The sequence below is a fragment of the Rhizobium sp. 3T7 genome, from assembly GCF_020166565.1.
GTDB lineage: Bacteria > Pseudomonadota > Alphaproteobacteria > Rhizobiales > Rhizobiaceae > Rhizobium.
Map to the genome: position 1 here is coordinate 192,294 of NZ_JAIQXS010000005.1, position 23,740 is coordinate 216,033.

Annotated in this window: 29 protein-coding genes; 15 read left to right on the top strand and 14 right to left on the bottom strand. The window is 57.6% G+C overall.

What is annotated here, in order from left to right:
* The first annotated feature begins 85 nt into the window (after window positions 1–85).
* Window positions 86–1,114, top strand: a complete 1,029-nt coding sequence (gene ftsZ, locus K9B32_RS10100; protein ID WP_224561751.1) for a cell division protein FtsZ — start codon at window positions 86–88, stop codon at window positions 1,112–1,114.
* Window positions 1,115–1,343: 229 nt separating this feature from the next.
* Window positions 1,344–1,541 carry a hypothetical protein gene (locus K9B32_RS10105; protein WP_224561752.1) on the top strand — a complete coding sequence of 66 codons (198 nt, stop codon included), beginning with the start codon at window positions 1,344–1,346 and terminating at the stop codon, window positions 1,539–1,541.
* Between the two features lie 239 nt (window positions 1,542–1,780).
* On the opposite strand, the gene K9B32_RS10110 is transcribed toward K9B32_RS10105, so the two are convergent.
* Window positions 1,781–2,107, bottom strand: coding sequence for a hypothetical protein (locus tag K9B32_RS10110; RefSeq protein WP_224561753.1), 327 nt, complete (start codon window positions 2,105–2,107; stop codon window positions 1,781–1,783).
* A gap of 2 nt (window positions 2,108–2,109) precedes the next feature.
* Window positions 2,110–2,364, bottom strand: a complete 255-nt coding sequence (locus tag K9B32_RS10115) for a DUF2188 domain-containing protein (protein WP_224561754.1) — start codon at window positions 2,362–2,364, stop codon at window positions 2,110–2,112.
* Window positions 2,365–2,575: 211 nt separating this feature from the next.
* On the opposite strand from K9B32_RS10115, the gene K9B32_RS10120 reads away from it, so the two are divergent.
* Entirely contained in the window at window positions 2,576–2,749 is a 174-nt protein-coding gene (locus K9B32_RS10120; RefSeq protein ID WP_224561755.1) for a hypothetical protein, read from the top strand.
* Window positions 2,750–2,761: 12 nt separating this feature from the next.
* Here the strand turns inward: K9B32_RS10120 and K9B32_RS10125 are convergent, their stop codons facing one another.
* The 4 genes from K9B32_RS10125 to K9B32_RS10140 all read right to left on the bottom strand — a co-directional run bounded on the left by K9B32_RS10125 (window position 2,762) and on the right by K9B32_RS10140 (window position 6,457).
* Window positions 2,762–3,700 carry an MBL fold metallo-hydrolase gene (locus tag K9B32_RS10125; RefSeq protein WP_224561756.1) on the bottom strand — a complete coding sequence of 313 codons (939 nt, stop codon included), beginning with the start codon at window positions 3,698–3,700 and terminating at the stop codon, window positions 2,762–2,764.
* Window positions 3,701–3,833: 133 nt separating this feature from the next.
* Window positions 3,834–4,664 (bottom strand): alpha/beta fold hydrolase, encoded by an 831-nt coding sequence (locus tag K9B32_RS10130; RefSeq protein WP_224561757.1) that lies wholly within the window; start codon window positions 4,662–4,664, stop codon window positions 3,834–3,836.
* 270 nt (window positions 4,665–4,934) lie between these two features.
* On the bottom strand, window positions 4,935–5,156 hold the full coding sequence (locus tag K9B32_RS10135; RefSeq protein ID WP_224561758.1) for a helix-turn-helix domain-containing protein: 222 nt from the start codon (window positions 5,154–5,156) through the stop codon (window positions 4,935–4,937).
* Window positions 5,157–5,398: 242 nt separating this feature from the next.
* Window positions 5,399–6,457, bottom strand: a complete 1,059-nt coding sequence (locus tag K9B32_RS10140; RefSeq protein ID WP_224561759.1) for a LacI family DNA-binding transcriptional regulator — start codon at window positions 6,455–6,457, stop codon at window positions 5,399–5,401.
* 212 nt (window positions 6,458–6,669) lie between these two features.
* On the opposite strand from K9B32_RS10140, the gene K9B32_RS10145 reads away from it, so the two are divergent.
* The 11 genes from K9B32_RS10145 (at window position 6,670) to K9B32_RS10195 (ending at window position 16,255) form a co-directional block, all read left to right on the top strand.
* Entirely contained in the window at window positions 6,670–7,944 is a 1,275-nt protein-coding gene (locus K9B32_RS10145) for an amino acid ABC transporter substrate-binding protein (RefSeq protein WP_224561760.1), read from the top strand.
* A 69-nt stretch (window positions 7,945–8,013) separates the two neighbouring features.
* Entirely contained in the window at window positions 8,014–8,760 is a 747-nt protein-coding gene (locus tag K9B32_RS10150; RefSeq protein WP_224561761.1) for an ABC transporter ATP-binding protein, read from the top strand.
* Window positions 8,760–9,491 (top strand): ABC transporter ATP-binding protein, encoded by a 732-nt coding sequence (locus tag K9B32_RS10155; RefSeq protein ID WP_224561762.1) that lies wholly within the window; start codon window positions 8,760–8,762, stop codon window positions 9,489–9,491. Before K9B32_RS10150 ends, K9B32_RS10155 begins: the two co-directional genes overlap by 1 nt.
* 12 nt (window positions 9,492–9,503) lie before the next feature.
* On the top strand, window positions 9,504–10,382 hold the full coding sequence (locus tag K9B32_RS10160; protein WP_224561763.1) for a branched-chain amino acid ABC transporter permease: 879 nt from the start codon (window positions 9,504–9,506) through the stop codon (window positions 10,380–10,382).
* Window positions 10,382–11,425 carry a branched-chain amino acid ABC transporter permease gene (locus K9B32_RS10165; RefSeq protein ID WP_224561764.1) on the top strand — a complete coding sequence of 348 codons (1,044 nt, stop codon included), beginning with the start codon at window positions 10,382–10,384 and terminating at the stop codon, window positions 11,423–11,425. The genes K9B32_RS10160 and K9B32_RS10165 overlap by 1 nt, the downstream gene beginning before the upstream one ends.
* Window positions 11,426–11,490: 65 nt before the next feature.
* Complete coding sequence (locus tag K9B32_RS10170) at window positions 11,491–12,273, top strand: glutathione S-transferase family protein (protein ID WP_224561765.1); 783 nt, start codon at window positions 11,491–11,493, stop codon at window positions 12,271–12,273.
* Window positions 12,274–12,306: 33 nt separating this feature from the next.
* Window positions 12,307–13,233, top strand: a complete 927-nt coding sequence (locus tag K9B32_RS10175) for a dioxygenase (protein ID WP_224561766.1) — start codon at window positions 12,307–12,309, stop codon at window positions 13,231–13,233.
* A 2-nt stretch (window positions 13,234–13,235) separates the two neighbouring features.
* Window positions 13,236–13,997 (top strand): SDR family NAD(P)-dependent oxidoreductase, encoded by a 762-nt coding sequence (locus K9B32_RS10180; RefSeq protein ID WP_224561767.1) that lies wholly within the window; start codon window positions 13,236–13,238, stop codon window positions 13,995–13,997.
* Window positions 13,997–14,875 (top strand): 3-keto-5-aminohexanoate cleavage protein, encoded by an 879-nt coding sequence (locus K9B32_RS10185; protein ID WP_224561768.1) that lies wholly within the window; start codon window positions 13,997–13,999, stop codon window positions 14,873–14,875. The genes K9B32_RS10180 and K9B32_RS10185 overlap by 1 nt, the downstream gene beginning before the upstream one ends.
* A 32-nt stretch (window positions 14,876–14,907) precedes the next feature.
* Window positions 14,908–15,912: a zinc-binding alcohol dehydrogenase family protein gene (locus K9B32_RS10190; RefSeq protein WP_224561769.1), complete on the top strand. Its 1,005-nt coding sequence runs from the start codon at window positions 14,908–14,910 to the stop codon at window positions 15,910–15,912.
* A 10-nt stretch (window positions 15,913–15,922) separates the two neighbouring features.
* A complete protein-coding gene (locus K9B32_RS10195; protein ID WP_224561770.1) occupies window positions 15,923–16,255 on the top strand; it encodes a cupin domain-containing protein in 333 nt (110 codons plus the stop codon).
* A gap of 116 nt (window positions 16,256–16,371) precedes the next feature.
* Here the strand turns inward: K9B32_RS10195 and K9B32_RS10200 are convergent, their stop codons facing one another.
* The 3 genes from K9B32_RS10200 to K9B32_RS10210 all read right to left on the bottom strand — a co-directional run bounded on the left by K9B32_RS10200 (window position 16,372) and on the right by K9B32_RS10210 (window position 19,394).
* Complete coding sequence (locus tag K9B32_RS10200; protein WP_224561771.1) at window positions 16,372–17,205, bottom strand: hypothetical protein; 834 nt, start codon at window positions 17,203–17,205, stop codon at window positions 16,372–16,374.
* Window positions 17,202–18,395, bottom strand: coding sequence for a toll/interleukin-1 receptor domain-containing protein (locus tag K9B32_RS10205; RefSeq protein WP_224561772.1), 1,194 nt, complete (start codon window positions 18,393–18,395; stop codon window positions 17,202–17,204). The genes K9B32_RS10200 and K9B32_RS10205 overlap by 4 nt, the downstream gene beginning before the upstream one ends.
* 102 nt (window positions 18,396–18,497) lie before the next feature.
* On the bottom strand, window positions 18,498–19,394 hold the full coding sequence (locus K9B32_RS10210) for a hypothetical protein (RefSeq protein ID WP_224561773.1): 897 nt from the start codon (window positions 19,392–19,394) through the stop codon (window positions 18,498–18,500).
* A gap of 206 nt (window positions 19,395–19,600) precedes the next feature.
* Between K9B32_RS10210 and K9B32_RS10215 the strand changes: the two genes are divergently transcribed.
* Window positions 19,601–20,089 (top strand): hypothetical protein, encoded by a 489-nt coding sequence (locus K9B32_RS10215; RefSeq protein WP_224561774.1) that lies wholly within the window; start codon window positions 19,601–19,603, stop codon window positions 20,087–20,089.
* Window positions 20,090–20,122: 33 nt separating this feature from the next.
* On the opposite strand, the gene K9B32_RS10220 is transcribed toward K9B32_RS10215, so the two are convergent.
* The 5 genes from K9B32_RS10220 to K9B32_RS10240 form a co-directional block, all read right to left on the bottom strand.
* A complete protein-coding gene (locus K9B32_RS10220; protein ID WP_224561775.1) occupies window positions 20,123–20,713 on the bottom strand; it encodes a TIR domain-containing protein in 591 nt (196 codons plus the stop codon).
* 66 nt (window positions 20,714–20,779) lie between these two features.
* Window positions 20,780–21,448, bottom strand: coding sequence for a uracil-DNA glycosylase (locus K9B32_RS10225; RefSeq protein WP_224561776.1), 669 nt, complete (start codon window positions 21,446–21,448; stop codon window positions 20,780–20,782).
* Window positions 21,445–22,587 (bottom strand): nucleoside triphosphate pyrophosphohydrolase family protein, encoded by a 1,143-nt coding sequence (locus K9B32_RS10230; RefSeq protein ID WP_224561777.1) that lies wholly within the window; start codon window positions 22,585–22,587, stop codon window positions 21,445–21,447. Before K9B32_RS10230 ends, K9B32_RS10225 begins: the two co-directional genes overlap by 4 nt.
* 11 nt (window positions 22,588–22,598) lie before the next feature.
* The gene (locus K9B32_RS10235; protein ID WP_224561778.1) at window positions 22,599–23,213 is read right to left on the bottom strand and encodes a hypothetical protein; all 615 of its coding nucleotides are present in this window, start codon (window positions 23,211–23,213) and stop codon (window positions 22,599–22,601) included.
* Window positions 23,213–23,695 carry a TIR domain-containing protein gene (locus tag K9B32_RS10240; protein WP_224561779.1) on the bottom strand — a complete coding sequence of 161 codons (483 nt, stop codon included), beginning with the start codon at window positions 23,693–23,695 and terminating at the stop codon, window positions 23,213–23,215. The genes K9B32_RS10235 and K9B32_RS10240 overlap by 1 nt, the downstream gene beginning before the upstream one ends.
* Between the last annotated feature and the right edge of the window lie 45 nt (window positions 23,696–23,740).

Genomic DNA, 23,740 nt, shown 5'->3' on the forward strand with positions numbered 1-23,740 from the left:
GCCTTGTTGCGCGGCTAGGCTGATGCTCGATTCGGTTCCCGACAAGAGGTGGAGCCATGACGAAAAACGCACGAAGGAGATTGCGATGACGAACGCCAAGAACGGGATTTCCGAAATGCGACCGAGAATTACAGTAATTGGCGTCGGCGGCGGCGGCGGCAATGCGATCAATAACATGATAGCGGAAAATCTCGAAGGCGTCGATTTCATCGCGGCCAATACGGATGCGCAGGTGCTGGCGACATCGAAGGCATCCCGCCGCATACAGCTTGGCGCGCATGTAACCGAAGGGCTGGGGGCCGGTTCGCTGCCGGAAGTCGGTCGCGCAGCCGCCGAAGAATCGATCGATGAGATCATGGATCATCTGGCTGGCTCGCATATGTGCTTCGTCACCGCAGGCATGGGGGGCGGCACCGGAACGGGGGCTGCACCTGTTATTGCCCAGGCCGCCCGCAACGCCGGCATCCTCACGGTCGGAGTGGTTACTAAGCCCTTCACCTTTGAAGGCAACCGCCGCATGAAGACAGCCGATGTCGGTATCGAGGCGCTCCGCGAGGCGGCCGATACGGTGATCGTCATCCCGAACCAGAACCTTTTCCGCATCGCCGATGCGAAGACCACGTTCGCGGAGGCCTTCATGACCGCCGACCGCGTGCTTTATGCCGGTGTCGGCTGCATCACCGACCTGATCGTCAAGGAAGGCCTGATCAATCTCGACTTCGCGGACGTGAAATCCGTGATGCGCGGCATGGGTCGGGCGATGATGGGTACCGGCGAGGCTTCGGGCGAGGGGCGTGCGATGAAGGCAGCCGAGGCTGCGATCGCCAATCCGCTGCTCGACGATATTTCGATGAAGGGCGCCAGGGGCGTTCTGATCTCTATCTCCGGTGGCACCGATATGACGCTCTTCGAAGTGGACGAAGCGGCAAGCCGCATCCGGGACGAGGTTCAGGATGAGGCCGATATCGTCGTTGGTGCGATCTTCGACCGCAACCTCGACGGCAAGTTCCGCGTCTCGGTCGTCGCGACAGGCCTCGACGCGGTGGCGGTTGGAACGCAGGCTCATCAGGGCGTGGCACTCGGCCAGGACATGCAGACGCGTACGCTGCAGTAAACCGTCCTATCGCCTGCGTGTCCGATCGGGCGCGCGGGCTTTCCTGATTGATGTCGTTTCGGTGTGGTGTTGCCGTTGCGCCAGCGGCTGGCGCAGATCGAGGAATGGCGCGAACGAGCCTCGCGGCCGATTTCCCGAAGGCGTAAGGTCGCCTCCGTAGCACCGACGCCCGCAGAACCAGAGCGGCGGGCGAAACGGGCATCGCGCATCTGGCGATGGAGGACATCGAATGGTGAAGTTTGGCTATTTTCTTGCCGGTCTGCTCATCCTGATCGGAGTGGTCTGGATGGGACAGGGCAGCGGCTATTTTCCCTATCCGGAAGAAAGTTTCATGATCAACCAGACGCCTTGGGTCTATTGGGGCGCTCTTGCCGCGATCGTCGGAATTGTTGTGATTGTGGTGACGAAAAACGCGCAGCACCGGTAACGATCGGGCCTGTGGCTTAGCATATCTGCGTGGCCAACCGCGCTGACGGGACTGCGACATTCAACGGACGGGCAGGGTAAGCTGCCTGCATGGCATCACTGGTTGGTGACATTGATCTGGGCGAGGGCACGTCAAGGGGGCACCGGATTCGGCATCTGAGGCCCTAGAATAATTCGCCGGCAAAAGAATCCTCTGGGTGAGCTTCCGCCGGCGAAGGATGTGATCTGTACAGAAGCGCCTTACGCTCGGCGCGAACGAGCATCCGTCATATCGGGCCGCGTGCCATCAGGAGCGCGAAGGCCGTAGTGCTTGCTTGCAAACACCCATTCCACATTGCCGGGCTCGAACGGGCGGCGCGGGTTTCTCAGCGCCATCCGGCGCTCGGAGAGGCTGCGCGGCAGGGTGTCGATCATATCATTGACGAAGGTTTCAACGCTGTCTTTCCAGCGGGGCGAGATCGAAACATCGACGCCGCCAAAGCGATGGAAGTCAGGATGTTTGCGGGAATAGCATGCGCCGAGCATCCAGGCATGCTGCTGCTTCAGAAAACGTTCTTTAATGGTCATTCCTAGTCTTTTTCCTTGGCGTCATCGACGACATCGGCTTCGGGGCGGTCGCCTCCGTTCGACCGTTCCCTTGTCCAACTGCCGTCTGCACGCTGATATGTAATGTCCGCATCCTGGCCACCGAGCTGTTGTCGCTCTGCGGCGTGTTTGGCCGCTGCCAGTGCTTCTTCGTGAGTTGGGAAAGTTTCCGACCAGACATCGTCCAGGCGGTAAGCCCAGGCGCCATCATGTTCGGCGACGTGGTAGGTAATCGACATCGATCTTTCCTTCAAGAACTTTTCGCAGGAATTTGCATGGGGCTCCACGCAGATTGAAAAGCTGCAACGCGGCTCGCCCCATGCTTGTTCCCTCGGTGCCTGGCCTGTGTGGGGCTGGATTCGGCGGGAGGTGCGATCTTGCGCGGGCGCGGAACGCTTCATAGGTTTGAGGCGTTGATGGATTCGTTCAACGCCTTTCAATAGGAACCCCATGCGCGCTCAGTCGAAGCCGTTCATCGTCGAAGTCAAATCATCCCGCCGCACGGAGCGTCGCCAGTCAGCGTCGATCTGGGGCAACCTCGATCTCGCAGCCGTTGCCGAAGAGATTGCGGAAGAACTGCCGCAGGCGGCCGTCGCGCCGGCAGAAGCCGCCGACGCGCAGTAACCGCTTCGAAACCTAGGCCGAGACAAACCGGTAGGACGTATCCTTGCGTTCTGCATAGCCGACGCCCGGGTAGCTCCAGTGATAGCCGAGCATCTTGAGCTTGTCGGTCGCGGCGCGATCCAGCAGCATTTGGCGGGTCTTCAGCGCGATCTCCGGCTCGGTATCGAAGCCGAAATGCCAGGCGGGATGCTCAAAGAAGATCACGTCATTGGTGCAAGAGTCGCCTGTGATCAAAAGGTCGCCGTCTCCAGCCAGTTCGATTGAGACATGGCCCGGTGTATGCCCGCGGGTCTGCAGGATCCGCATCCCTGGAATGATCTCCTGATCGGGCCTCACCAGCGTCAGCCTGTCCTTGACGGCAAACAGGTCACGCTGCGCACCGCGTGCGAAGTCATGAAGCGCGGATGGCATGTGCGTCTCGTAGTCCTTGTCGGTCCAGAAGCTCCACTCTGCTTCGCTCACGAAATACTGCGCGTTCGGATAGCGCACCTTGCCATTGGCGGTGGTCGTGGCGCCGGTGTGATCCGGATGGGCGTGGGTGAAAACGACCTTGGTGATCGCTTCCGGCGCGATGCCGAGTGATTGCAGGTTCGCCGCCAGTTTGCCGGCGCTTGTTTGGAAATGGATGCCGGATCCGGTATCGATGAGGATCAGGTCGTTGCCATGGCGGATCAGCGGAATGTTGGCCTGAACAGGGGCGGCTGCCGAACTGCCGCCCAGCCGCTGCATGATCGCCTGGCACTCCTCGGGCGTGGCATCAGGCAGCAGAATCTCCGCGGGGAGTGTCAGGAAGCCGTCGCTGACGACGGTAATGTCGAACGCGCCGTGCTGAAAGCGGTGGAAGTCGGCTGCAATCGCGTTGCGCGAGGCAAGCATCGCCGCTGCGGCAGCCGTCAGCTTCAGCAGGTCGCGTCGGGACAACCCGCTCGGAATGGTATCTCGTAAGGTCACGAGCGTCTCCTTTGATGAGTAGATGTTGGTGTGCGGCAGGCGGGTCCCCAAGGGATCCGCCTGCGAATGTTCGAACGGTGTTCATCCGTCACGATCGCCGGTCCGTAGAGAGCCCGGCGGATGATGCGCCATCTCAGTCCAGGAAGAATTCCAGCAGATCGGCGTTGATGACATCAGGATGCGTGGTGCACATGCCATGCGGGAAGCCGGCATAGGTCTTCAGCGTGCCGTGCTTCAGGAGTTTCACCGAAAGCGGTGCGGAGTCGGCATAGGGAACGATCTGATCGTCGTCGCCGTGCATGACCAGCGTCGGCACCGTGATCCGCTGCAGATCCTCGGTGAAATCCGTCTCGGAGAACGCCTTGATGCAATCGTAGTGAGCCTTGGCGGCACCCATCATCCCCTGCCGCCACCAGTTCTCGATGACGCCCTGGCTGACTTTGGCGCCCGGGCGATTGAAGCCGTAGAAGGGACCTGCCGGGATGTCGAGGAAGAACTGGGCGCGGTTGGCGACAAGCGCCGCGCGGAAGCCGTCGAAAACCTCGAGCGGCAGGCCGCCCGGGTTCTTGTCCGACTTGACCATGATCGGCGGCACGGCGCCGATCAGCACGGCCTTGGCGACGCGGCCGGGCTTTGCGCGCGCGACGTAGTGGGCGACCTCGCCGCCGCCGGTCGAGTGGCCGACGTGGATCGCATTCTTCAGATCGAGCGCATCGGTAAGCGCGGCGACGTCCGCCGCATAGGTGTCCATCTCGTTGCCCTGCCACGTCTGGCTGGAACGGCCGTGTCCGCGCCGGTCATGGGCAATCACGCGATAGCCTTTGTCCAGAAAGAACATCATCTGCGCATCCCAGTCGTCTGCGCTGAGCGGCCAGCCGTGATGGAAAACAACGGGCTGGGCATCGAGCGGACCCCAATCCTTGAAGAAGATTTCGGTTCCGTCCGTGGTCTTGATGAATGGCATGATCAGGGTCCCTCTTTCTGGATTGATTGCTTTGATGGCGGCAAAGACACGTGAGCCTCCCTCGGGACGCCCATGTCATCGGGCACCCGGGCTCAGCCCGCTCCGCCCGCTGCCACGCTACGTCATGCACATGACGAGGCTTTTAGCGGCGTCGCGAACCAACGCTAATTTGATGCAAATGATCCAGAATGGAAGATGCGGGTTTGAAGAATGATGGCGCAGGAAAAGGCAGGCGCTGGAGCGGGAACCTGCGTCAAGCCACGGGAAGTATCAGGCGTGCTCGTCATCTGGTGCTATGAGGTCGACATGACTAACACCCAGAGCTTGAGCCAATTCGTAGAGCGTTATCACAGTGGGGTTTCGTCGCCCGCGCTCAAGGCCACTCAAATATTGCTGACTGTAGCCGGAGCGTGCCTCGACGTCTTCTTGCGTCAGGCCTTTCTCGTGGCGCAGACGAGCAAAATTACGGCCTACCAATTTGCGCATATCCATGCCCGGAAGATCGCCGTTTACATCTTTTAAGTTTATCAACTATAGTATTTAATCGGTGATGCCGCTCAGCGGTACCGACCACCGAAGGCAACATAACTGGCATCTTCCCACGGTCGGAGCTCGACGTTGACCCGATGCGTTCATATCGTCGACCTGGGCCCTCAGAACCGTGGGCTAAAAGTTGAAAGCTGACGGCCATAGGGGAGGGGAGATGTCACTTGACGACTTGAAGGAATAATTCACTAGTTTGAAACGGGGGCCGAGCCCGTGCTGCTGCGGACCACAAGCTCTACAGGCAAGATAGTCTCCCTCGGAGCGGTGCCATCGCCGTTCAATAGCTGCAACAGGATGCCCGCCGCCGCCTTTCCGGCGCCGAATTGCTGGATGCGGATAGTTGTAAGCTGAGGCTGAATGAGGTTTAGGAATGGCATGTCGTTGAAGCCGGTGACCGATATCTGCTCCGGACATCCGACATTTCGCTCTCTCAATGCCTCAATCGCTCCAAGAGCCAGTCGATCGTTGGCGCAAAGAACCGCTGTGAATGGCTTGCCCTTAGCTAATAGGTTGAGAAGGCAACGTGCCCCTTCTGCCTCGTCGAATCGTGAAGCAACCTCGATCAATTCATCTTCGACCTCCACATTCATGTCATCCGCCGCCCGTCGAAAGGCAGCTAAACGAAGTTGGCCGGTCGATAAATCCTGAGGACCGGATATATGGGCAATGCGCTTATGACCAAGGTCGCGAAGATGCCGCAGCATTTGGCAGATCCCGGAATCATCGTCATTGACGATCGAAGGTATGGGCGAACCGTCAACCTTTCGGTTCAGCGTCACCACAGGCAACCCGTCATCAACCGCCTTTGCGATTGCGGGATCGTTTCGCAGGACCGCCGCATGAATAATCCCATCGACGCCTCGGTCCCGCAAAACATCGATTAATCGTTCCTCCCGTTCTGGATCACTATCCGTATTAACGATGATCGAGGCGTAGCCTAGCGGTTCGAGAACACTCTCAATCCCGCGCAGGATCGGCGGGAAAATAACGTTGGTGATGTCAGGAATTATTACCCCAACAGTCATGGTCCGATTGGTGCGAAGCCCTGCGGCAATCCGATTGGGGCGGTAACCAAGCGTCCTGGCCGCGGATTGAATTCGATTGGCGACTTCCTCTGTAATGTGCTTGCATTCCACAGGATCGAGGGCACGGGAGACTGTCGATACGTGAACCCCGGTCTCGCGTGCTATGTCCTTCAATGTGATACGTTTTTTTAGCATGTGCTTGGACCCTTCAATGGAGGCCATACTAGCGTCTCCTGATATTTAAGCAATCGATTGCATGAATTTGTTGACGATATGATAAGACGTATGCTACCTCCTAATGCAATCGATTGCGTAACCCAACTTGATCCTCGGTTCATGGAGGTGACCGTGGAGTTTCACGGTCGGAGTGCGGCTTTTGGCGAGGCTTTACGCAATCGATTGCACAGCAAGTTTCGGAGAATGGAGGAGCCTCGATGAAACTTTCAGTCCTTCTAGCAACCACTGTCCTGGCGTTGAATGCAGCAGCCGCTCATGCGGAAGATATCAAGATTGGCGCGTCGCTACCTATTACCGGCGGCCTTGCCGTCAGTGGCGAAAAGCATAAACGCGGTTATGAGCTGTGCACGAAACTGATAAACGACGGAGGTGGAATCCTCGGTCGTCCAGTTGATCTCGTTGTCAGCGACAATCGTTCGGACCCGGCAACCGCAATCAATCAATACGAACGGTTCATCAACGTCGACAAGGTCGATGCCGTCTACGGAACGTTTTCGAGCCGCCTGACCTATCCCGTGGCAAGCATATTGTCGAAGTACAACATGGTGCACCCCGTGCCCTCCGGCGGTGCGTTGCGCATCTACGAGCAGGGCTACAAGAACCTCTTCTATTTCCAGGTTGGCGCGGCGGAATACACTGGAAAAGACGTAATCAACGTTATCAAGGACCTGATTCCTGCGGGGCAGGGACCGAAGTCAGCTGCCATCGTCCACGCCGACGACTTCTTCGCAAATGCGATCGCATCTGGCCTGCTTGGCGAGAAGGTAGTCGACGCGGCAACAAACAAGCAGATCGCCGACCTCGCGCCAGGATATCTCAAGGAAGCGGGCATTGACGTCGTCATGCAGGAAAAGTGGCCGGACGATGGGTTCAATGACTGGCTCAACCTCGCCAACTCCATCAAGCGTTCTGGCGCCGAACTGATTGTCGGTCTGACGGCATCGGAGGAAGAGGCCGTACAGCTGACCCGTGCGCTTAAGACAGTCGGCGCGACGCCGAAGTTCGTCTACCTCAGCCAGGGCGCTCAACACGAGTTTATCGAGGGTGTCGGCGCAAGCGCCGCCGAGGGCGTCATGGTTCACGCCAACTGGCACAAGGATGCTCCCTTCGAAAGCACGTTGGCAGGAAAGCCGTTCACCAATGCGGACTTCGTCAAGGCCTTCAATGCAGCCTATGGCGTCGACCCCGACGAAGACAGCGCCATCCCGTTCGCTGTCTGCCAGGGGATTGAGCAAGCCATTGCGGGATCCGGTTCGACGGACAACGCAAAGATGGCCGAATGGCTTCACGCGCGTACGAAGGACAGCCCGGTGCGGACCGTGCTTGGACGCTTCTCCTGGGACGATCGCGGCCTCGCGAAGGACAAGTCGTACATCATGACGCAATGGCAGGGCGGGCAGCTGAAGTTCGTCTATCCCAGGGACGAGTTTCAGGGAGTTTCGCCGCTGAGCTATCCCAAGGCGGGCTTCTGACAAAACCTCGAGCGGGGCGGACAAGAGTCGCCTCGCAAACCAAGCCAGCGAACGAAGGAGGATCGGGCGATGCTAGAGGTCAGAAACCTATGCAAGTACTATGGAGGGCTGCGAGCCGTGGACGGCGCTTCCTTCACGGTCGAGAAAGGCTCGATCACAGCGTTGATTGGACCCAACGGAGCAGGAAAAACCACCGCGTTCAATTGCATCAGCCGCACCGTCACGCCGACGTCCGGTGAGATATGGCTCGACGGTGAGCGCATAGAGCAGCTGCGCCCGCATAAGATCACGGCCAAGGGCCTCAGCCGCACCTTTCAGATATCGCGCAATCTATCGGACATGACGGTCATCGAAAATGTCATTGTCCAGTCCAAGGTCAATGGACTCCGCGGCCTCTTCCGTCCAGCAATCAGCCGCGAGGAAAAAGAAAAGGCGATGTCGATCCTGGAGTTTCTGGGGATCACGCGCATCGCCTACGAGGACGGGCACAATCTTTCCTACGGGCAGAAAAAGCTCATGGATTTGGCCGCGCTTTTGATGTCGGAACCGAAAATCATCCTGCTCGACGAACCTGCAGGTGGCGTCAATCCCACGCTGATGGAGGAAATCGTCGATCGGATTCGGGCGCTCAATGAAATGGGCCTCACGGTCCTTATCGTCGAGCACAACATGGATCTCATCATGCGGCTATCCCACAAGGTTGTGGTCATGGCGCAGGGCAAGGTCATCTGTTCGGGCCCCCCGGATATCGTTCGCAAGGACGCACAGGTTCTGGATGCCTATCTTGGTGGCGTACTGGAAGAGGAGGCGGCCTGATGCAGGAACTCCTCCAAGTCACAAATATCACCGCTGGCTACGGCGATGGCCCGGCAATCCTCGATGGTGCCAGTCTGACCGTCGAACCGGGCAAAGTGCACTGCATTATCGGTCCGAATGGAGCAGGCAAGTCGACGCTGCTGAAGTCAATCTGCGGTATGCTCAAAATCCGCAAGGGCGACGTGATATTAAAGGGTAAGAGACTGAACGGGATGCGTCCCGACCAAATCCTGCGGGAAGGCATCTGCTTCGTGCCGCAGGAGCGTGCGCTCTTTCCAAAGATGACCGTACGAGAAAATCTACGGATGGGTGGCTTCATTCTCGATGGCCAGAAAGAGCTTCACCGGCGCGTTGACGAAATCCTGGAGCGTTTCCCGATGCTTAAGGAAAAGGCTGATCAGCACGCCGGGACGATGTCGGGAGGCCAGCAGCAGACGTTGGCGATGGCCCGCACGCTGATCATCAAGCCGAGTATCGTCATGCTGGACGAACCCTCGCTCGGTCTGGCGCCGAAGGTAATTCAAGAGATGTTCGACATCATGAAGATGATGTCAGCGGACGGCATCACAGTGTTGCTCGTCGAGCAGAATGCCCTGATGGGGCTCAAGAATTCCGATTGGGGCGTTGTGCTCGATCTTGGGCGAACCCTCTTCCAAGGGCCTGCGTCAGACATTCTCGCCGACCCTCGAATCCGGGAACTCTACCTTGGTGGCAAGAAAGCTGCCGCCTGAAAGGGGAACAACATGGCTCAATTTATCCAGATATTGGTGCTCGGGCTCGCGCTCGGCGGCGTCATAGCACTTATGGGATCAGGACTGTCGTTGGTCTTCGGCGTGATGCGGATCGTGAACCTTGCACATCCGGCTCTGATCATCGGCGGAGCGTATATTGCCTACTGGGCTTTCAAACTCCTCGGCCTCGATCCCATCCTCATGGTTCCGGTCGCTTCGATCGCAATGGCAGCCGTCGGGGTGGTGCTTTACAAACTCCTCTTCGAGCGCGAGGCCAAGAACGCGAAGTATTCCGAGATGACGGTGCTGCTGACCTTCGCGCTCGCGACGATGGCAGAAGGATTGCTCGGCGGCATGTTTACGAACACGCAGCGCATTACCTCTCCGGCCTACGCGACAGACGCGATCTTCATCGGTGATCTCTTCATTCCGAAGGGTCAGCTCTACGCCGGTATTGTCTCGCTGCTGATTATCGGCGGTCTGACGCTGTTCCTGAAATACTCGCGGCTCGGCTACGCGATCCGCGCCACGACACAGAACCGCGAAGCCGCTGAACTACTGGGCGTCAACGTCAACGCGATCAGCATCCTCGCCTTCGCTATCGGGATCGGTCTCGCAGGCGCCGCTGGGTCGCTTGTCAGCTTCGTCTTCAGCTTCTTCCCGGCCAAGCATTGGGAATGGATCGCTATGCTGATGTCGGTCGTCGTGCTCGGCGGTATGGGGAGCATCCTCGGCACCGTCGTGGCAGCCCTCGGCCTGTCGGTCGTCGCGGCCTTCGTCGGCACCTGGATCGGCGCGACATGGTCGACGATGACATTCTTCCTCGCACTTTTCATTGTCCTGCTCGTCCGGCCACAGGGCCTGTTCGGCGAAAAACCGGAGATGGCGTAATGACGGTCACATTCCCTCACTCAAGCACGAACAGCGTGGTTGAAGCCCGGCGTGCGCATAACGAGAAATTGGCGCTGAAGGCCGATCAAACGCGAGCCACCTGGTTTCCTTTCGCGCTGCTCACGATCCTGATTGCGCTGCCACTTTTGCAGTTCGCAGGCAATTTCAACTACCTCCTTCATCTCGTGCTTTTTGCCGCTTCCTTTGTCGCGATGGCTTCCGGATGGAACATACTAGGGGGCTTTGCAGGCTATATCTCCCTCGGCCATAGCGTCTTCTTTGGCATCGGTGGCTACGTGGCCGGAATGCTGCTTGCCCGCTACGGTATCTCAACGATCGTGACCGCCCCGCTGGCTGGCCTCATCGCAGCGGCGGTCGGTTATCTCGTCGGGCTCGTCACATTGCGGGTACGCGGACCGAGCTTCATTATCTCCTCGATCGCACTGCTGATGATTGCGCGGATCCTGTTCGACAACTGGGCATTCATTGGCGGCACGAATGGCCTGACATTGCCCTCGAATAGTCTCTCGGCTCAATGGACCAAACTGCCGTACTACTACGCGTTTATCGCCATTGCCGCTTTCACGGTCTGGGCAAGCTACAGGATCAAGCACTCAAAGTTTGGTCTTGGTCTCCGCGCCATCTCCAAGGATGAGATCAAGGCGGAAAGTGCCGGGATAAACACGCGGCTGTACAAGGTACTGGCGTTCGCGCTGTCGGCCTTCTTCGTTGGCATGGCCGGAGCGGTGTGGGGTGAGTACCTGACCTACCTACGGCCCAACATTTTCCTGATCATCGGCATCTCGGCCAACATGGTCCTGATGTGCATTCTCGGAGGAAAGGGCACGATCGCGGGACCAGTCATTGGAGCTGTCGCCATCGTCGCGCTCAACGAACTGTTCGTGGCGACAATGGGTGCCTCCGAACTCAACATTCTCGGAACGGGTCTGATCATGGCGCTTGGGCTTGTCTTCTTCCCTCTCGGCCTGGTGGGAACTCTTGCCAAGAAAGGCAAGCTTCCCCGGATTTTGAACTGGGACTGACGACAGCCCCATAACCGATCAACACCATGGTGACGGACTTGCCCAAGGGGCAGGAGGAGAAAGTCATGTCCGAATTCGTACTCTACAACGCGCCACAATCGACCTGCAGTCAGCGTGTGCGCTACACGCTTCACACCAAGGGAAGGGCCTTCGAGGAGCACAGACTCGACCTGTTCAGGGGTGACCAACTGACGCCCGAATACCTCGCGATCAACCCGAATGGTCTTGTTCCGACGCTGGTTCACAACGGCACGCCCGTCGTCGATTCCGCCGTCATCATGGAATATCTCGAAGATATTCTGGGCGACATCGCGCCTCTGCGTCCGCGGGCTGCAATGGAAGTGGCGAGGATGCGGGCAATGATGCGCTTCATCGACGAGGTTCCAACACCGGCCGTCCGCGTTCCGTCATACAACCTGGCCTTCTTGCCGCATTACCAGGCAATGACGGAAGAGGAGTTCCTCGCCGTTTGTGAAAGTAAGCCGCTGCGACGCGAGTTCCTCTTGAAAATGGGGCGAACGGGCTTTCCCCAGTCGGAAATGGACGAAGCGATTGGGCGGTTGAAGCGGGGGATCGACCGCATGGCTCACTGGCTGCGCGAAAGTGGCGGCCCTTGGTTGCTCGGCGCTGAACTGACACTGGCAGATATCGCCATCATGCCGGTGATCGTTCGGATGGACGACATCAACCTCGGTCAGCTCTGGGCCGATGCGCCCCAGATCGATCTTTGGCTGCGCAACGTCAAGGCGACTGATGCCTTCGCGCGGACCTATTATTACGGGTCTCTGCTGACCGAAAAATACCCTCATCTGCAATCCCTGCAACGGACGGCGCACGTCGCCGCATAAGCGGCCGCGCCAGCACACAGGAGGAGACAAGCAATGCAACACGTAACCATCGAACCCCGGCTAATCGCGACGATCGCGGACGTGACGCCAACGGTACTGACCGCAATGGCGAAAACGACCAATCCGCGCCTCAAGGCAATCACGGATGCGTTGATCAACCATCTTCACCAATTCATCATCGAGACCCGTCCGACCGAAGAAGAGTTCGAGTTTGGGCTGCGCTGGATCGCTGCGCTCGGCCACCACACCCATGAGACCAACAACGAGGTGGTACTGGCCGCCGATGTTCTCGGCGCGTCGACCCTCATCGATCTGATCAACAATGACGGCATGCAGGGCGAGACCATGTCGGCACTTCTCGGTCCGTTCTATCGTGGCCACGCGCCAGAATGCGTCGACGGCGAGTGTATCGCCCGATCCGAGACGCCGGGACCGACGCTGTTCTTCTCCGGTCGCGTGGTCGATATCGATGGAGCGCCTGTCGCAGGTGCCAAGCTCGACATCTGGCAGGCTTCTCCCGTGGGACTCTACGAAAACCAGGACAGTGACCAGGACGACTTCAATCTGCGCGGCGTCTTTCATACGAACGAGCAAGGAAGCTTCCGCTTCAAGTCGGTCAAGCCCGCTGGCTATCCCGTCCCGACGGATGGCCCGGTCGGCGTTTTGCTGCATGCCCAGAAGCGTCATCCGATGCGGCCCGCCCACATTCACTTCATTGTCTCAGCACCTGGTCACAAGACGCTGATTACACAGATTTTCTCCGACACACAGGAAGCCCTCGTAACCGATGTCGTCTTCGGTGCGAAGGCTCAGATCGTGGGGGATTTTGTCGAGCATCTTGAGCCGCATCCGGATTATCCGGGCGAGCAGCTGCCTTTCTACACCTGCGAATACACATTCAAGCTGCTCGACGGCGACCCGACATATCCCATCCCGCCAATCTCTGGAACGAAGGCCTGACAATGAGTGAGAATGTTCAATTCGACACCCTCAAGGGTCTGGTCGCGATCGTAGTTGGCGGGTCCGGCGGTATCGGCAGCGAAACATGCCGCCTGCTGGCCCAAGCCGGTGCCACAGTCGTGATCGGCTATCGATCCGGGGAGGCCAGGGCGCGTGAGATCGCGGAGGCGTTGCCGGGAAGCGGCCATATCGCGCTGCGGGTTTCGATAGAGGATACGTCATCGATCCAGACCTTCTGTGCCGCGGCCCTTTCCGCTTGCGGGCGTGCCGACATCCTCGTGAATGCCGCGGGCGTGACAAAGCCGGTTCCACATGCCGATCTCGACGCACTGACGGACGAGATCATCGACCAGGTTTTCGTGAGCAACTGGCGAGGGGTGTTTGCGACTATTCGCGCCTTCGCTCCGGCGCTAGCCGCTAACGGCCACGGCCTGGTCGTAAACGTGTCGTCGATTGCCGCCTTCACAGGCATCGGATCGAACATCGCCTATTGTGGCGCAAAAGCGGGCCTTGACATTATGACGAACTCGCTTGGCCGCGCCCTCGCTCCGGCGGTTCGGGTCATGGCTGTCTCCCCGGGAGTGGTCGATACCGAGTTCGTTCCCGGTCGCGGGCAAGAGTTCAAGGATAAGACGGCAGCTGCAACGCCGCTGAAGCGTCTCACCACGCCGACCGACGTGGCCGAGGCCATCCTTGCCTGTGCAACGCATCTTAAATTCTCGACGGGGACTAGCATCGTCGTCGACGGTGGGAGGCATCTCTAATGCAACAGAACGTTATCATCACCTGTGCGATTACCGGCAATCTCACGACCCGCGAAAATCACCCGGGTCTCCCCGTGACACCTGAGGAAATTGCCAACTCCTGTCTTGAAGCAGCGGACGCGGGCGCGGCCATCGTCCATATCCACGTCCGCGATCCGGAAACGGCAAAGCCGTCGATGGAGATTGCATACTATCGCGAGGTCATCGAACGGATCCGCGCGAAGAACAATGCGGTCATCCTCAATGTCACCACAGGCCCCGGCGGTCGCTATCACCCAAGCGATGAAAATCCCGCCGTTGCAGGTCCCCGGACCACGTTGATGCGGCCCGAGCGACGTGTCGAACATATAGTAGCGTTAAAGCCCGACATCGCCACGCTCGACCTTAACACGATGACTTTCGGAGCCGAGGTGGTGATCAATACGCCCGGCAACGTGAAGATCATGGCGGAGATCATCGAGAGCACCGGTGCGAAGCCTGAACTCGAGGTTTTCGACACAGGCGACATCCAGCTTGCGCACGATCTCCTTAAGGCCGGTGTGCTGAAATCTCCCGCCCTGTTCACGATCGTCACCGGCGTGAAGTATGGCCTCCCGTCGACAACGGACGCGATGGCGACCGCCGCTCGTATGTTACCGCGCGATGCCGCCTGGACTGGCTTCGGCGTCGGGCGGATGTCGTTTCCAATGGCGGCACAAGCCTATCTGCTCGGCGGACACGTCCGCGTCGGCCTCGAAGACAACTCATACATCGCCAAAGGAGTCCTTGCGAAAGGAAATGGCGAACTTGTCGAGCGGGCTCGCGACATCATCGAAAAGATGGGTGGCGCCATCGCAAGCCCACCGCAAGCCCGCGACATTCTCAAACTGCAGTCTTGAACCCAATGGCTGTTCTCAGAAAGGACAATACTATGAACATTCAGATTGATGCGAAGTTGGGCAAGGCGCTGCGGGTTAGCGGCCCGTCGCCCGATCTCGACAACCTTCAGATCGAGGTCGCCGACGTTGGCGTGCCTAAGCCTGGTCCAGGGCAGGTACTGGTCGAGATCATGGCAGCCGGTGTCAATCCGAGCGACGTGAAGGCGTCGCTTGGGCATATGCCGCATGCAGTCTGGCCACGCACGCCTGGGCGCGATTTTGGCGGCATCGTGCGCGAGGGACCAAAACACATGATCGGCATCGAGATCTGGGGTGGTGGTGGCGAATTGGGCATCAGCCAAGACGGCAGCCATGCCAAATGGATGGTGCTGGATGAGAAGGCTGTACGGCAAAAACCTGCCAATTTCACCATGGAAGAGGCGGGCTCCATAGGTGTTCCCTTTATCACGGCGTACGAGGGGCTACGTGAAGCAGGTGGCGTTCAGCCAACCGATGTCGTCCTTGTCTGCGGCGGCAACGGCAAGGTCGGCCAAGCGGCAATTCAGCTTGCGACCCTAGCGGGCGCCAAGGTCTTCGCGGTCGAGTACAACGCTCAACCGCTGATGGGCCATACGAATGGCCCCGTCGAAATGCTGGATAGCAGCAAGGATGACGTGGCGGCGATAGTTCGCGAGCGGACCAACGGCCATGGTGCCGATATCGTCTTCAATACCGTCGGCAGCCCGTATTTCGAATTGGCCAACAAGGCGATGGCTAAACAGGCGCGGCAAATCTTCATCTCTACTTTCGATCGCGCCGTACCGTTTGATATCTTCAACTTCTTCCGTGGTCGGCACAAATATATCGGCATCGATACGCTCGCCCTATCGTCGGTCGACGGCGCCCGCATCTTCGACCGGCTGAAGGGGAAATTCGAGGAAGGTCTGTTGAAGCCTTTCCCGATCAATCCCGCTACCTGCTACGGCCTCAGTGACGCGGCCAAGGCATACGCATCCGTCCTGCGCGGAACGTCGGACCGCGTATTGCTGAAGCCGTGAGGCAGCCGACATGCAAGTAACGCGATACAAGGAAGCTCGGCCCTACGAGGCGGCCGAGCACTATGACATGCAATGCCTGCGCCTTCAGGGGAAGGAAGCAACGAACACCGACACCATCTGGATTGGCCTGTCGCACCTGTTGCCTGGTGCGCGGACCTCCCTGAAGGATGCGGCCGTTGAGAAAATCTACTTGGTGATTTCGGGCGAAGTAACGGTTGAGACAACGACCGAGTCAGTAGCGTTGGGACCGCTCGATAGTTGCAGACTAGCACCTGGCGAAGCGCGGGCGCTATTCAACCGGTCCGGTGCCCCGGCGACCATTCTGCTCGCGATGCCCGTATAAATGATTGGTGTCCTCCAAAGTAGGCGGACACCAATCATGAAAGCAGTGGTCAGAGACTGGGTGCTACAAGCAATACGAGCCAGTTCGCCCACGTTTGACCACGGCCACGGGTAGGCTCAATGCCTAGCACTCGTCCCTTTGTGGGCGCCCAGCTTCGATTTCGTAAGGCCCCGGAGGACCAGCACCATTGCTTGATCAATGTGAGGAGTGCTGGCGAGCACCTTGTTTTCCTCCATCGACAAACCGTTCTTCAGGCCCTTCCCCTTGAATGGACCGAATTTCTCACGACCCGGCCACTCCCGGGTACTATTTGATTCCAATAGTCCGATTGCCTCGGCGACATCGCGAGCACAGCCGCCGAAGCCTCCCAATATATAAAGTGGCTGCTTGTCCTGAAGGGAGTACAGCGCTTCCTCGGCAATTCCTGGCATGTCACCCATGAACTTATCTACCCGGCCCCCAAGAATGATCCTTGCGTCGGTTTCAGCCAGCATGGTGTGGCGCATCGCGGACAGGCCTTTCGCCCATTCCGGTTCTGTTGGCATTTGCTTCGGCAACTGATGGCGCTCTTCCAAACCGATTTCTTTACCGTCGATGTCCAATAGACGAAGCTCCGCCGTACCCTCAAGGTCCGCGGCGGTTTCATCAAGGTCCTTGAGTTCTTGTTTAATATGGACCGGCCATGCGAGGTAGTTCGTCACCCCCACCATGTTTTGACTCTTGGTATCGCGCCGATACCGCGCTGCCAGTTCGAAAAGGAGTCGGCTGAAACCGTCGCCGCGAAGGTCGCCGCCATAGACGAGTTTCGCGCCAAGTGCGAGTGTGTGCCGCGCTATTTCGGTCATCGCGTCTCGGAGATGCTCATCACGGAGTCCCAAGGCGGGCATGTCCGGGCTCTCGGAAGTTGACACCGCGATTGAACGGTTATCTAGGACGTCGCGATAGGTCATCTAACTGCTCCTGCTAGCCACTCGGTGGCACTGCGTAGCTGTATCTTTGGGGCAATCTTATGAAACAGCCGCTCTTCCTCCGCGCCAAGTGGAGGATCGGGGTAGACGACAACCCACTTCTTACCGCCTGCCTGGGGAACAAGGGTCGCGAGCGAAATCAGTTCCGGCGGTCTAGGCAAGAAAGTGATGCGGGCCTTCTTTTTCTTAGGACGCATTAGCTCAACTCGGCACTGCCACAAAAAGTCCCTTAGAATCTCGTCCAATAACGCGCGTATGACAATATCCACCCGTCCGGAATTCTCATCATCCAATCGAATAATTGGTACATTTCCGAGGTAGGGAAAGCCTCTTTCGTCCTTATCGGCAAGACAGTTCGCGATCACAAGCGGTCTATTGTGGCGTTTAGCCTCAACTATCTCGCGTCGACACCATTCTCGGGACGAGAATGAATCAGTGTGGACCGCGATGACAGCGCTCACCTTCACTTGGGAGAGCAGTACATTTTGAAACCGCAGGCCAGGCGGTATGTCGTAAACGTCGAAGAAACTCCCTAGTCCGTCGCTACGAGTTAATTTCGCGCGGATCGCTTCGGAAACCCGTTCACCTGCCTTGTTCCCGTCGTGCTTCGAATGACTTAAAAATATGTCCACTTTCTTCAGATAGCGGAGCAAGGCTTTTTCGCTCTTACCCGGCTTTTGCAGATAAGCGAGGTAATGTCGGAGCATTCGGCAGAATTGGAAGGTCAAGTGGCCGATCAACTTGCCGATGAGGTCGGGAAGAGTACCTTCCCAGTCGTACCAACGTATGGCCTGCTCGCCGACTTGAAGGTCTCCAATCACGCCCTGTTCAAGGACCACCGGAAAAAGCCGCGTGCTAAGCCCACCTGCATCGGTTTGACTGGCGAGCGTGTGAAGAAACTCCAACCACACCGGGTCACTCACATATTCCTTGTCAACAAGGGTAATGACCGCCGAGGTTTCGGCGGCTGAAAAGTCGATGGGCAGGGGCTTGGCGGTGTCTTCGGCGACAGCATAGCGATAGACCACGCCCATGCCTGTGCCGCCGGTAATCTTCTCGTAGCTCTCTCGACGAAAGTGATCGAATAACGCCTTCGCGATGTCACGTCCCAGCGCAAATTTGGGATGCCAGACGATATAGACGACGATAAACGGACGAGCCGTATCAACCATGCAATTCCTCGAATTCGCTCAGCTTTTCGGGCGAGCATATTTGAAACACAAGAATAGTACACCTGGCACAGGCGTACTCGCCCGGATGGAGGCGATGAGCCGTCACGCAGTACGATAACCTGACCTATTAGCGGGTTTCGGTTCACCCCAATTTTTGATGATCGATGCGATGGCGGCTATGATTTCGCTGTCAAGCGGTGCAGAAATCACTTGGGCAAGATCGTCACGAACTTTGTCTGGGATGTAGTCGCTTAACTTATCAAGTCGGTCCATGGCCTCAAGGTAGCCCGGCTGTCGGGGGGAATTGTCCGACGTCGATTGCTCAAGGCCAAGCGCCTCCGCAATCGCGCGTCCACAACCGCCGTACGCAGCAAGCGGGACTATGGGCTTGCGACCCTCGAGTACGCCGATCAGCTCCTCGGCTACACCTGGAAAAAATCCGAAGTAATGATCCTGGGGGTTGCTGAGAAGGCCGGTCTTGCCCCCTATGGCTATACATGCGTCAACTTTCTCAGCCTTGATGGAGCGAGCGAACGATAACGCAGCGGCGTCGTCAGCATTCGACACAGACGAGGGGAACGTGCGGCGGCTGAATAGGATCGGCTGACTATCGACTGGCGCCACGGATATCTGCCCTCCATCAATCGACAGATAGCCGAAGGTGTCCTCCACACACGCCCATGTCGCTATGGCGCCTGTGGTTCGTTTTTGGAGTACCTGCTTTACACGATCAAAGCCCGCACGCACGAGGCTTGGCTCATCCAAAACGTGCACGAAAACAGGCATATCTGCCCGTTGGCTGGAAAAGGGTGAGGAAAGACGCTCTGTCAGGCCGTTCAAATCCAAATTTCCGCCGTAGACCACCTGGGCGCCCATCTCCACTAAAGACGTGCAAAGATAAACGGTTGCCTCCTCGAACATCACCTTGAAATTATTATCTTCCGCTTGCGGAGGCCAGCTCGCGGCTATCAGTATCGTTGTATCGGCAAGTTCGGACATAGACTAACCCTTGGGATGGTTTCGACCAGAAAATTAGCGGTTCGCGTGGAGCAATGGGATTGAGCTAAGGCCTCAGCATAGATTATTGATGCGACTATCGGTAGTAGGGAGGCGGACACCCCTTCCAAGGAGATTTTATGCTTCTGACTACGGCGGAAGACCTGGCCAAGTAGGCCGAGGAGTTGAAAGGTGAGACCGAGAGGGGGGTGCCGCTTGTAGCGACAGCACTCATCGACGAACTTCTTAGAGAGACGCTGCAGGCGTTTCTTTGCGAATGTTCCTCCTCCGCCAAGTTAATCGCAAACGGAAACGCGGCACTCGCGACATTCTCCTCTCGTGCGGAGGCTTGCCGCGCCTTGGCTCTGATTGATGATTTTGAGTACTCCGAGATAAATTTGCTGCGGAAGATCCGCAACGAGTTCGCCCACGCCCGCCACGGAATATCTTTCACGCAGAGCAAGGTGCGAGGCCTGTGTTCTTCATTGGAGAGCCCGATACCCGATGAGCCCGGTTGGCCGGTCAACGATGCTCGCTTCCGCTTTACAAACGCCTCGCTGCACATCGTGCTTCGGCTTTATCCCCGAAAAGACTGGGCGCTGCTAGCGAAACGGAAGGTGAAAGATTGGGGCGCGGACAACTATCGTTTTCCACCATCGGCTGGCGATGCAACAGATGTGACCGACGCCGCGGATTGAAGGCGATTACCGCTGGCATTTGGGTACTAAGAATCACGTCGTTCGCTTGCGTTCCTTTATCTCACTGTCGCCTTTAATCCACTTGTCGTGGGCGGCGTATTTCGTTTCACTCTCGGAAATCCAAAGTCGATCGAGCTTCGTCGTTGAGTCCTCAGCGTGCTCAACGTAGGGATAAATCCCTAAATACTCCTGGCCAACGTAATTCGATTTCGCCTTTTCCGTTACAGGGAATACCCCTACCTTGCCATGTAGGCCGTCCGCATATCCAAGCTCCCACGGCATCCATTTTGAAATATGCGAGTTGTCACTGTGAAGATAGAGAAGGGACTTCGATTGGCGCAACCGCGTCCTAAGCGTTTCAGCCGTGTCCTTCGTAACCTTGTCCGGGGTCAGGCTTGGGTCGACAAACTTGTCGACGTACACGGTCAGGCCGTAGCCAATCAAAACCTCTCGCACGCCCAAAATGATCTCATGGGGCTCCTGAGACGAGTAACTTAGGAAAACATCGTACTCATCCAGTGGATTGACAGATGCTTCCTCCAAGATCGCTTTGGCAACCTTGTGTCGACTGCTGGCAATTGCTTGGGCCCGTGCCTTGATTTCCGCCTCTGTAAATGTAGTCAAGGGCTCGTCCTCTTGCCTGATCGATATGCGCAAAATGGCGTTGCTGGAGGCACGTCGTCCCGCAGTTCAAAACATCGACAATTGCGGGGAGGGGGTGTTGACCGCCGGTAACTTGTACAGGCTTTGGATTCCGGAAATGAAATCGGATTGTCCACCGTAGCTCGGGTGACGCACCTGCGTTGCATCAATTGCAAGGTCAGCAAGCGCGAGTTGCGAGTCCCGCCCAACAGCAACAACAACTCGAGGGCTAAGGACCTCGAGAAGCCAACTGAGCAAGGGCCTGCACGCATTCCGCTCGACGCGCGTATGGCAACGATTGGAATGCGGATCACCCGGTTCGTGTGGGTGTAGCGGAAACACGTTCCAAAGGAAAACAGGGCGTTGGATGCGGTTTAAGGTCTGCCAGATCACCGTCGCAGTTCGTTCGGCCAACGCCGGGCCCTTGGTTGCGCGAACCAAGGGTAGGTCGCCATATAGAGTCGAATGATCATTGAGATGAGCCTCGTCCGTGAGTGCGAGACCCGTGCGGCGGCCACCACGGTACCCAAGGTCACGAGCGATCCAGATCGAGTCGACTTTTCGGTCGATTGCGGCATCGAGCACCAGTTTCAGATTTGTGCGCCGTATAGCCGGTGCGTCATCCTGATCGAAGTCCCCGCATGCGTCCGAGTATGGGTTGAAAGCGTCCTTGAACGAAAGGTCGGCCAGCGCTTCAACGAACTCAGCGGTGTTCATTCTTGTAGGTCCTCTATCGACAGCGACCGCTTCTCTACATCAAGCTTGATCTTACCGCGACGTTTTTCTCTGAGGAACCGGAAGGCGTGATTTCCCTGAAGGATCGCGTCCTCCCAAAGCCATAGAGGTGAGGCGTACACCTCATAACCACGAACGAACTGCCGCACGTTCTTCAGAAGAGTGAGACTTAGGTCACCTGGTCGTTGATCTGCAAAGAAATCGAAATCCTTAGCAATACCAAAGACGTACGTGGCGACGCCCTCTTCGATGAGGACGGCACGGGCGCCGTCTTCGCCTTCGTCAACTTTGGCCTTGCTTTTGCGCTTGCGCTTGAGGAGCGCACGAGTAACGGGTGACCAGCCCAGGACAGCAGCATAGGCATAGTGGAAAACATCGTGAAAGCGGTAGTCGTCCGGCTCCATGATGTTGTCGGTAAGGCGATCTCCGATGAATAAGCCCCGGCAGCTCTGAAGCACGTATCGCTTGCCGTTGCTGGCATCACGTTCGTAAATGTCGATTTCCAAGCTTCGCGGCAACTGTTCATCGGGAGGGAAGTCGGTGTCGAACAGAGCGGGAAAAACCCGCTCCCGCGGCCATCGATCCTCGGTCTTTCTGAGGTTGGCGCGTGCCGCATCTTCCAGAAGCACTTCTGCTTCGTTGGCCGCCTGGACGAGGTGATTCAGAACGCTGTCGAGACGGGTACGCAGTAGAATCTTGTCGCCATGAGAGGCATCTACAGCGGCGGCAAGTTCCCCGGTTGCTGCCGCCAGACGCAGCAATGTCTTCTCGAACTGTGCGCTTGGAGTGTTGAGAGGCAAGGCATGCTGCGGCTGAAGGGCGCTGAATGGCAGGTCTCTACCGGTTTCCTCTCCCGCTAGAGCCGCGAGTTTGATCTCGGCGTGGTCGGCAATGATGGCCAGGTACCACAGAGTATCCCCTAGCTCCTCTAGAACGGTTTGCTCGTAGCCAATGATAGCGGCCTTGTCGCGCTGCCGCTTCTTAACTTCGCTCAGGAGACTGCCAACCTCCCCAACCAACCCAAGAACAGGCAGGTCAAAGCCATTTCCCTTGTCACGCGTCCGGTCGCTTCGCGATGCCAGCTTTTGATACTCATTCAGTCCAAGCGATGGAGCAGCCATCGAAACTCTCCTTATCGTAAGCTCAGCCACTCAAGCGGTGATCCCTGCACCCCTCTCGGTGAGACAGAATCTAACCAGCCAGTCAGCTTGTTCTCCATGGCTACATCATCAAATTTCGACCGACCGATCCCAGCCTTGCAAATGTGCCTGCCGCCATCGTCGTGGAGGTTTGCAGGGAACTCGGGGCCTTCCCCGCCGAAATACACGTAGTCGTCGCTCAGAAGCACGCGATCGACACTCGTGTCGTTCGCCACATGCTTCGGGTTCGGAGTGCCGTCCGGTTTGCTGTGGAAAGAATCGCGCTGCGACCAGCCACCTGCCGCCGGAAAATATATGTTATCGCCAGCGCTCTGTTTACGGCTGCCGTTCCGAATGGGCTTCTTCCGCTCAAAACGGGGGTCGGCGTTGTACTGCTCGAAGGTCAGTGTTTCGGTGACCCTCATGGCGAAAACGATATGACCGCCGCGATTGACGGTGCGCTCAGCACTGCCGCAACCTACAATCCAGTCGCCGATGTTCGCGTGCTCTCGAATTAGCCGCACGCATGTCGCAAGGGAGCAGATCCCATAGAAAGGGTTGGGCGCGAACCCACTGTCATACCTAACGACATAGGAATAAATGCTCATCACTTAGCTCCACAAGGATGGCGCTTAATCGGTAGGATTGGCGCGGCCGTGCCGTCTGGCAATTCCGACTTATCCTGGTCTTCCACGATGGCTTCGACGATGGAGTTGCCATGCCATCCCACCATCGCGTCGTGGTACTCCTTCAAAGCGTCAGGTAGTTCGCATCCGTGCTCTCCCTCGGCCCACACGCCAACAATCCTCTTGCCCAGCTTCGCGGCATATTCGATTTCCCAGTTCACCCAAGTGCTTTGGCGTGTCTCGGCTGTCACGTAGACAATCAAGGTCCCGGCCCATTGAATTTGAGGGGCAAGAATGGAGTTCTTGATGTACTCCTCGCTGGATGCGTTGTTTGGATTGTTCGAATTGATCGAGGAATCACGAATATCGAGGTTGTGGTCGCTGAGGATCTTCTTCAGCTTCGGCAGACCCTCGTCGTCTTCATGAATGTGGCTGATAAAAACGTTCTTTAAGAAGCCTGTCATTTCTCACACTGTTTGGCCTAAGCTTTCGGTATCTCAAATTGTCTG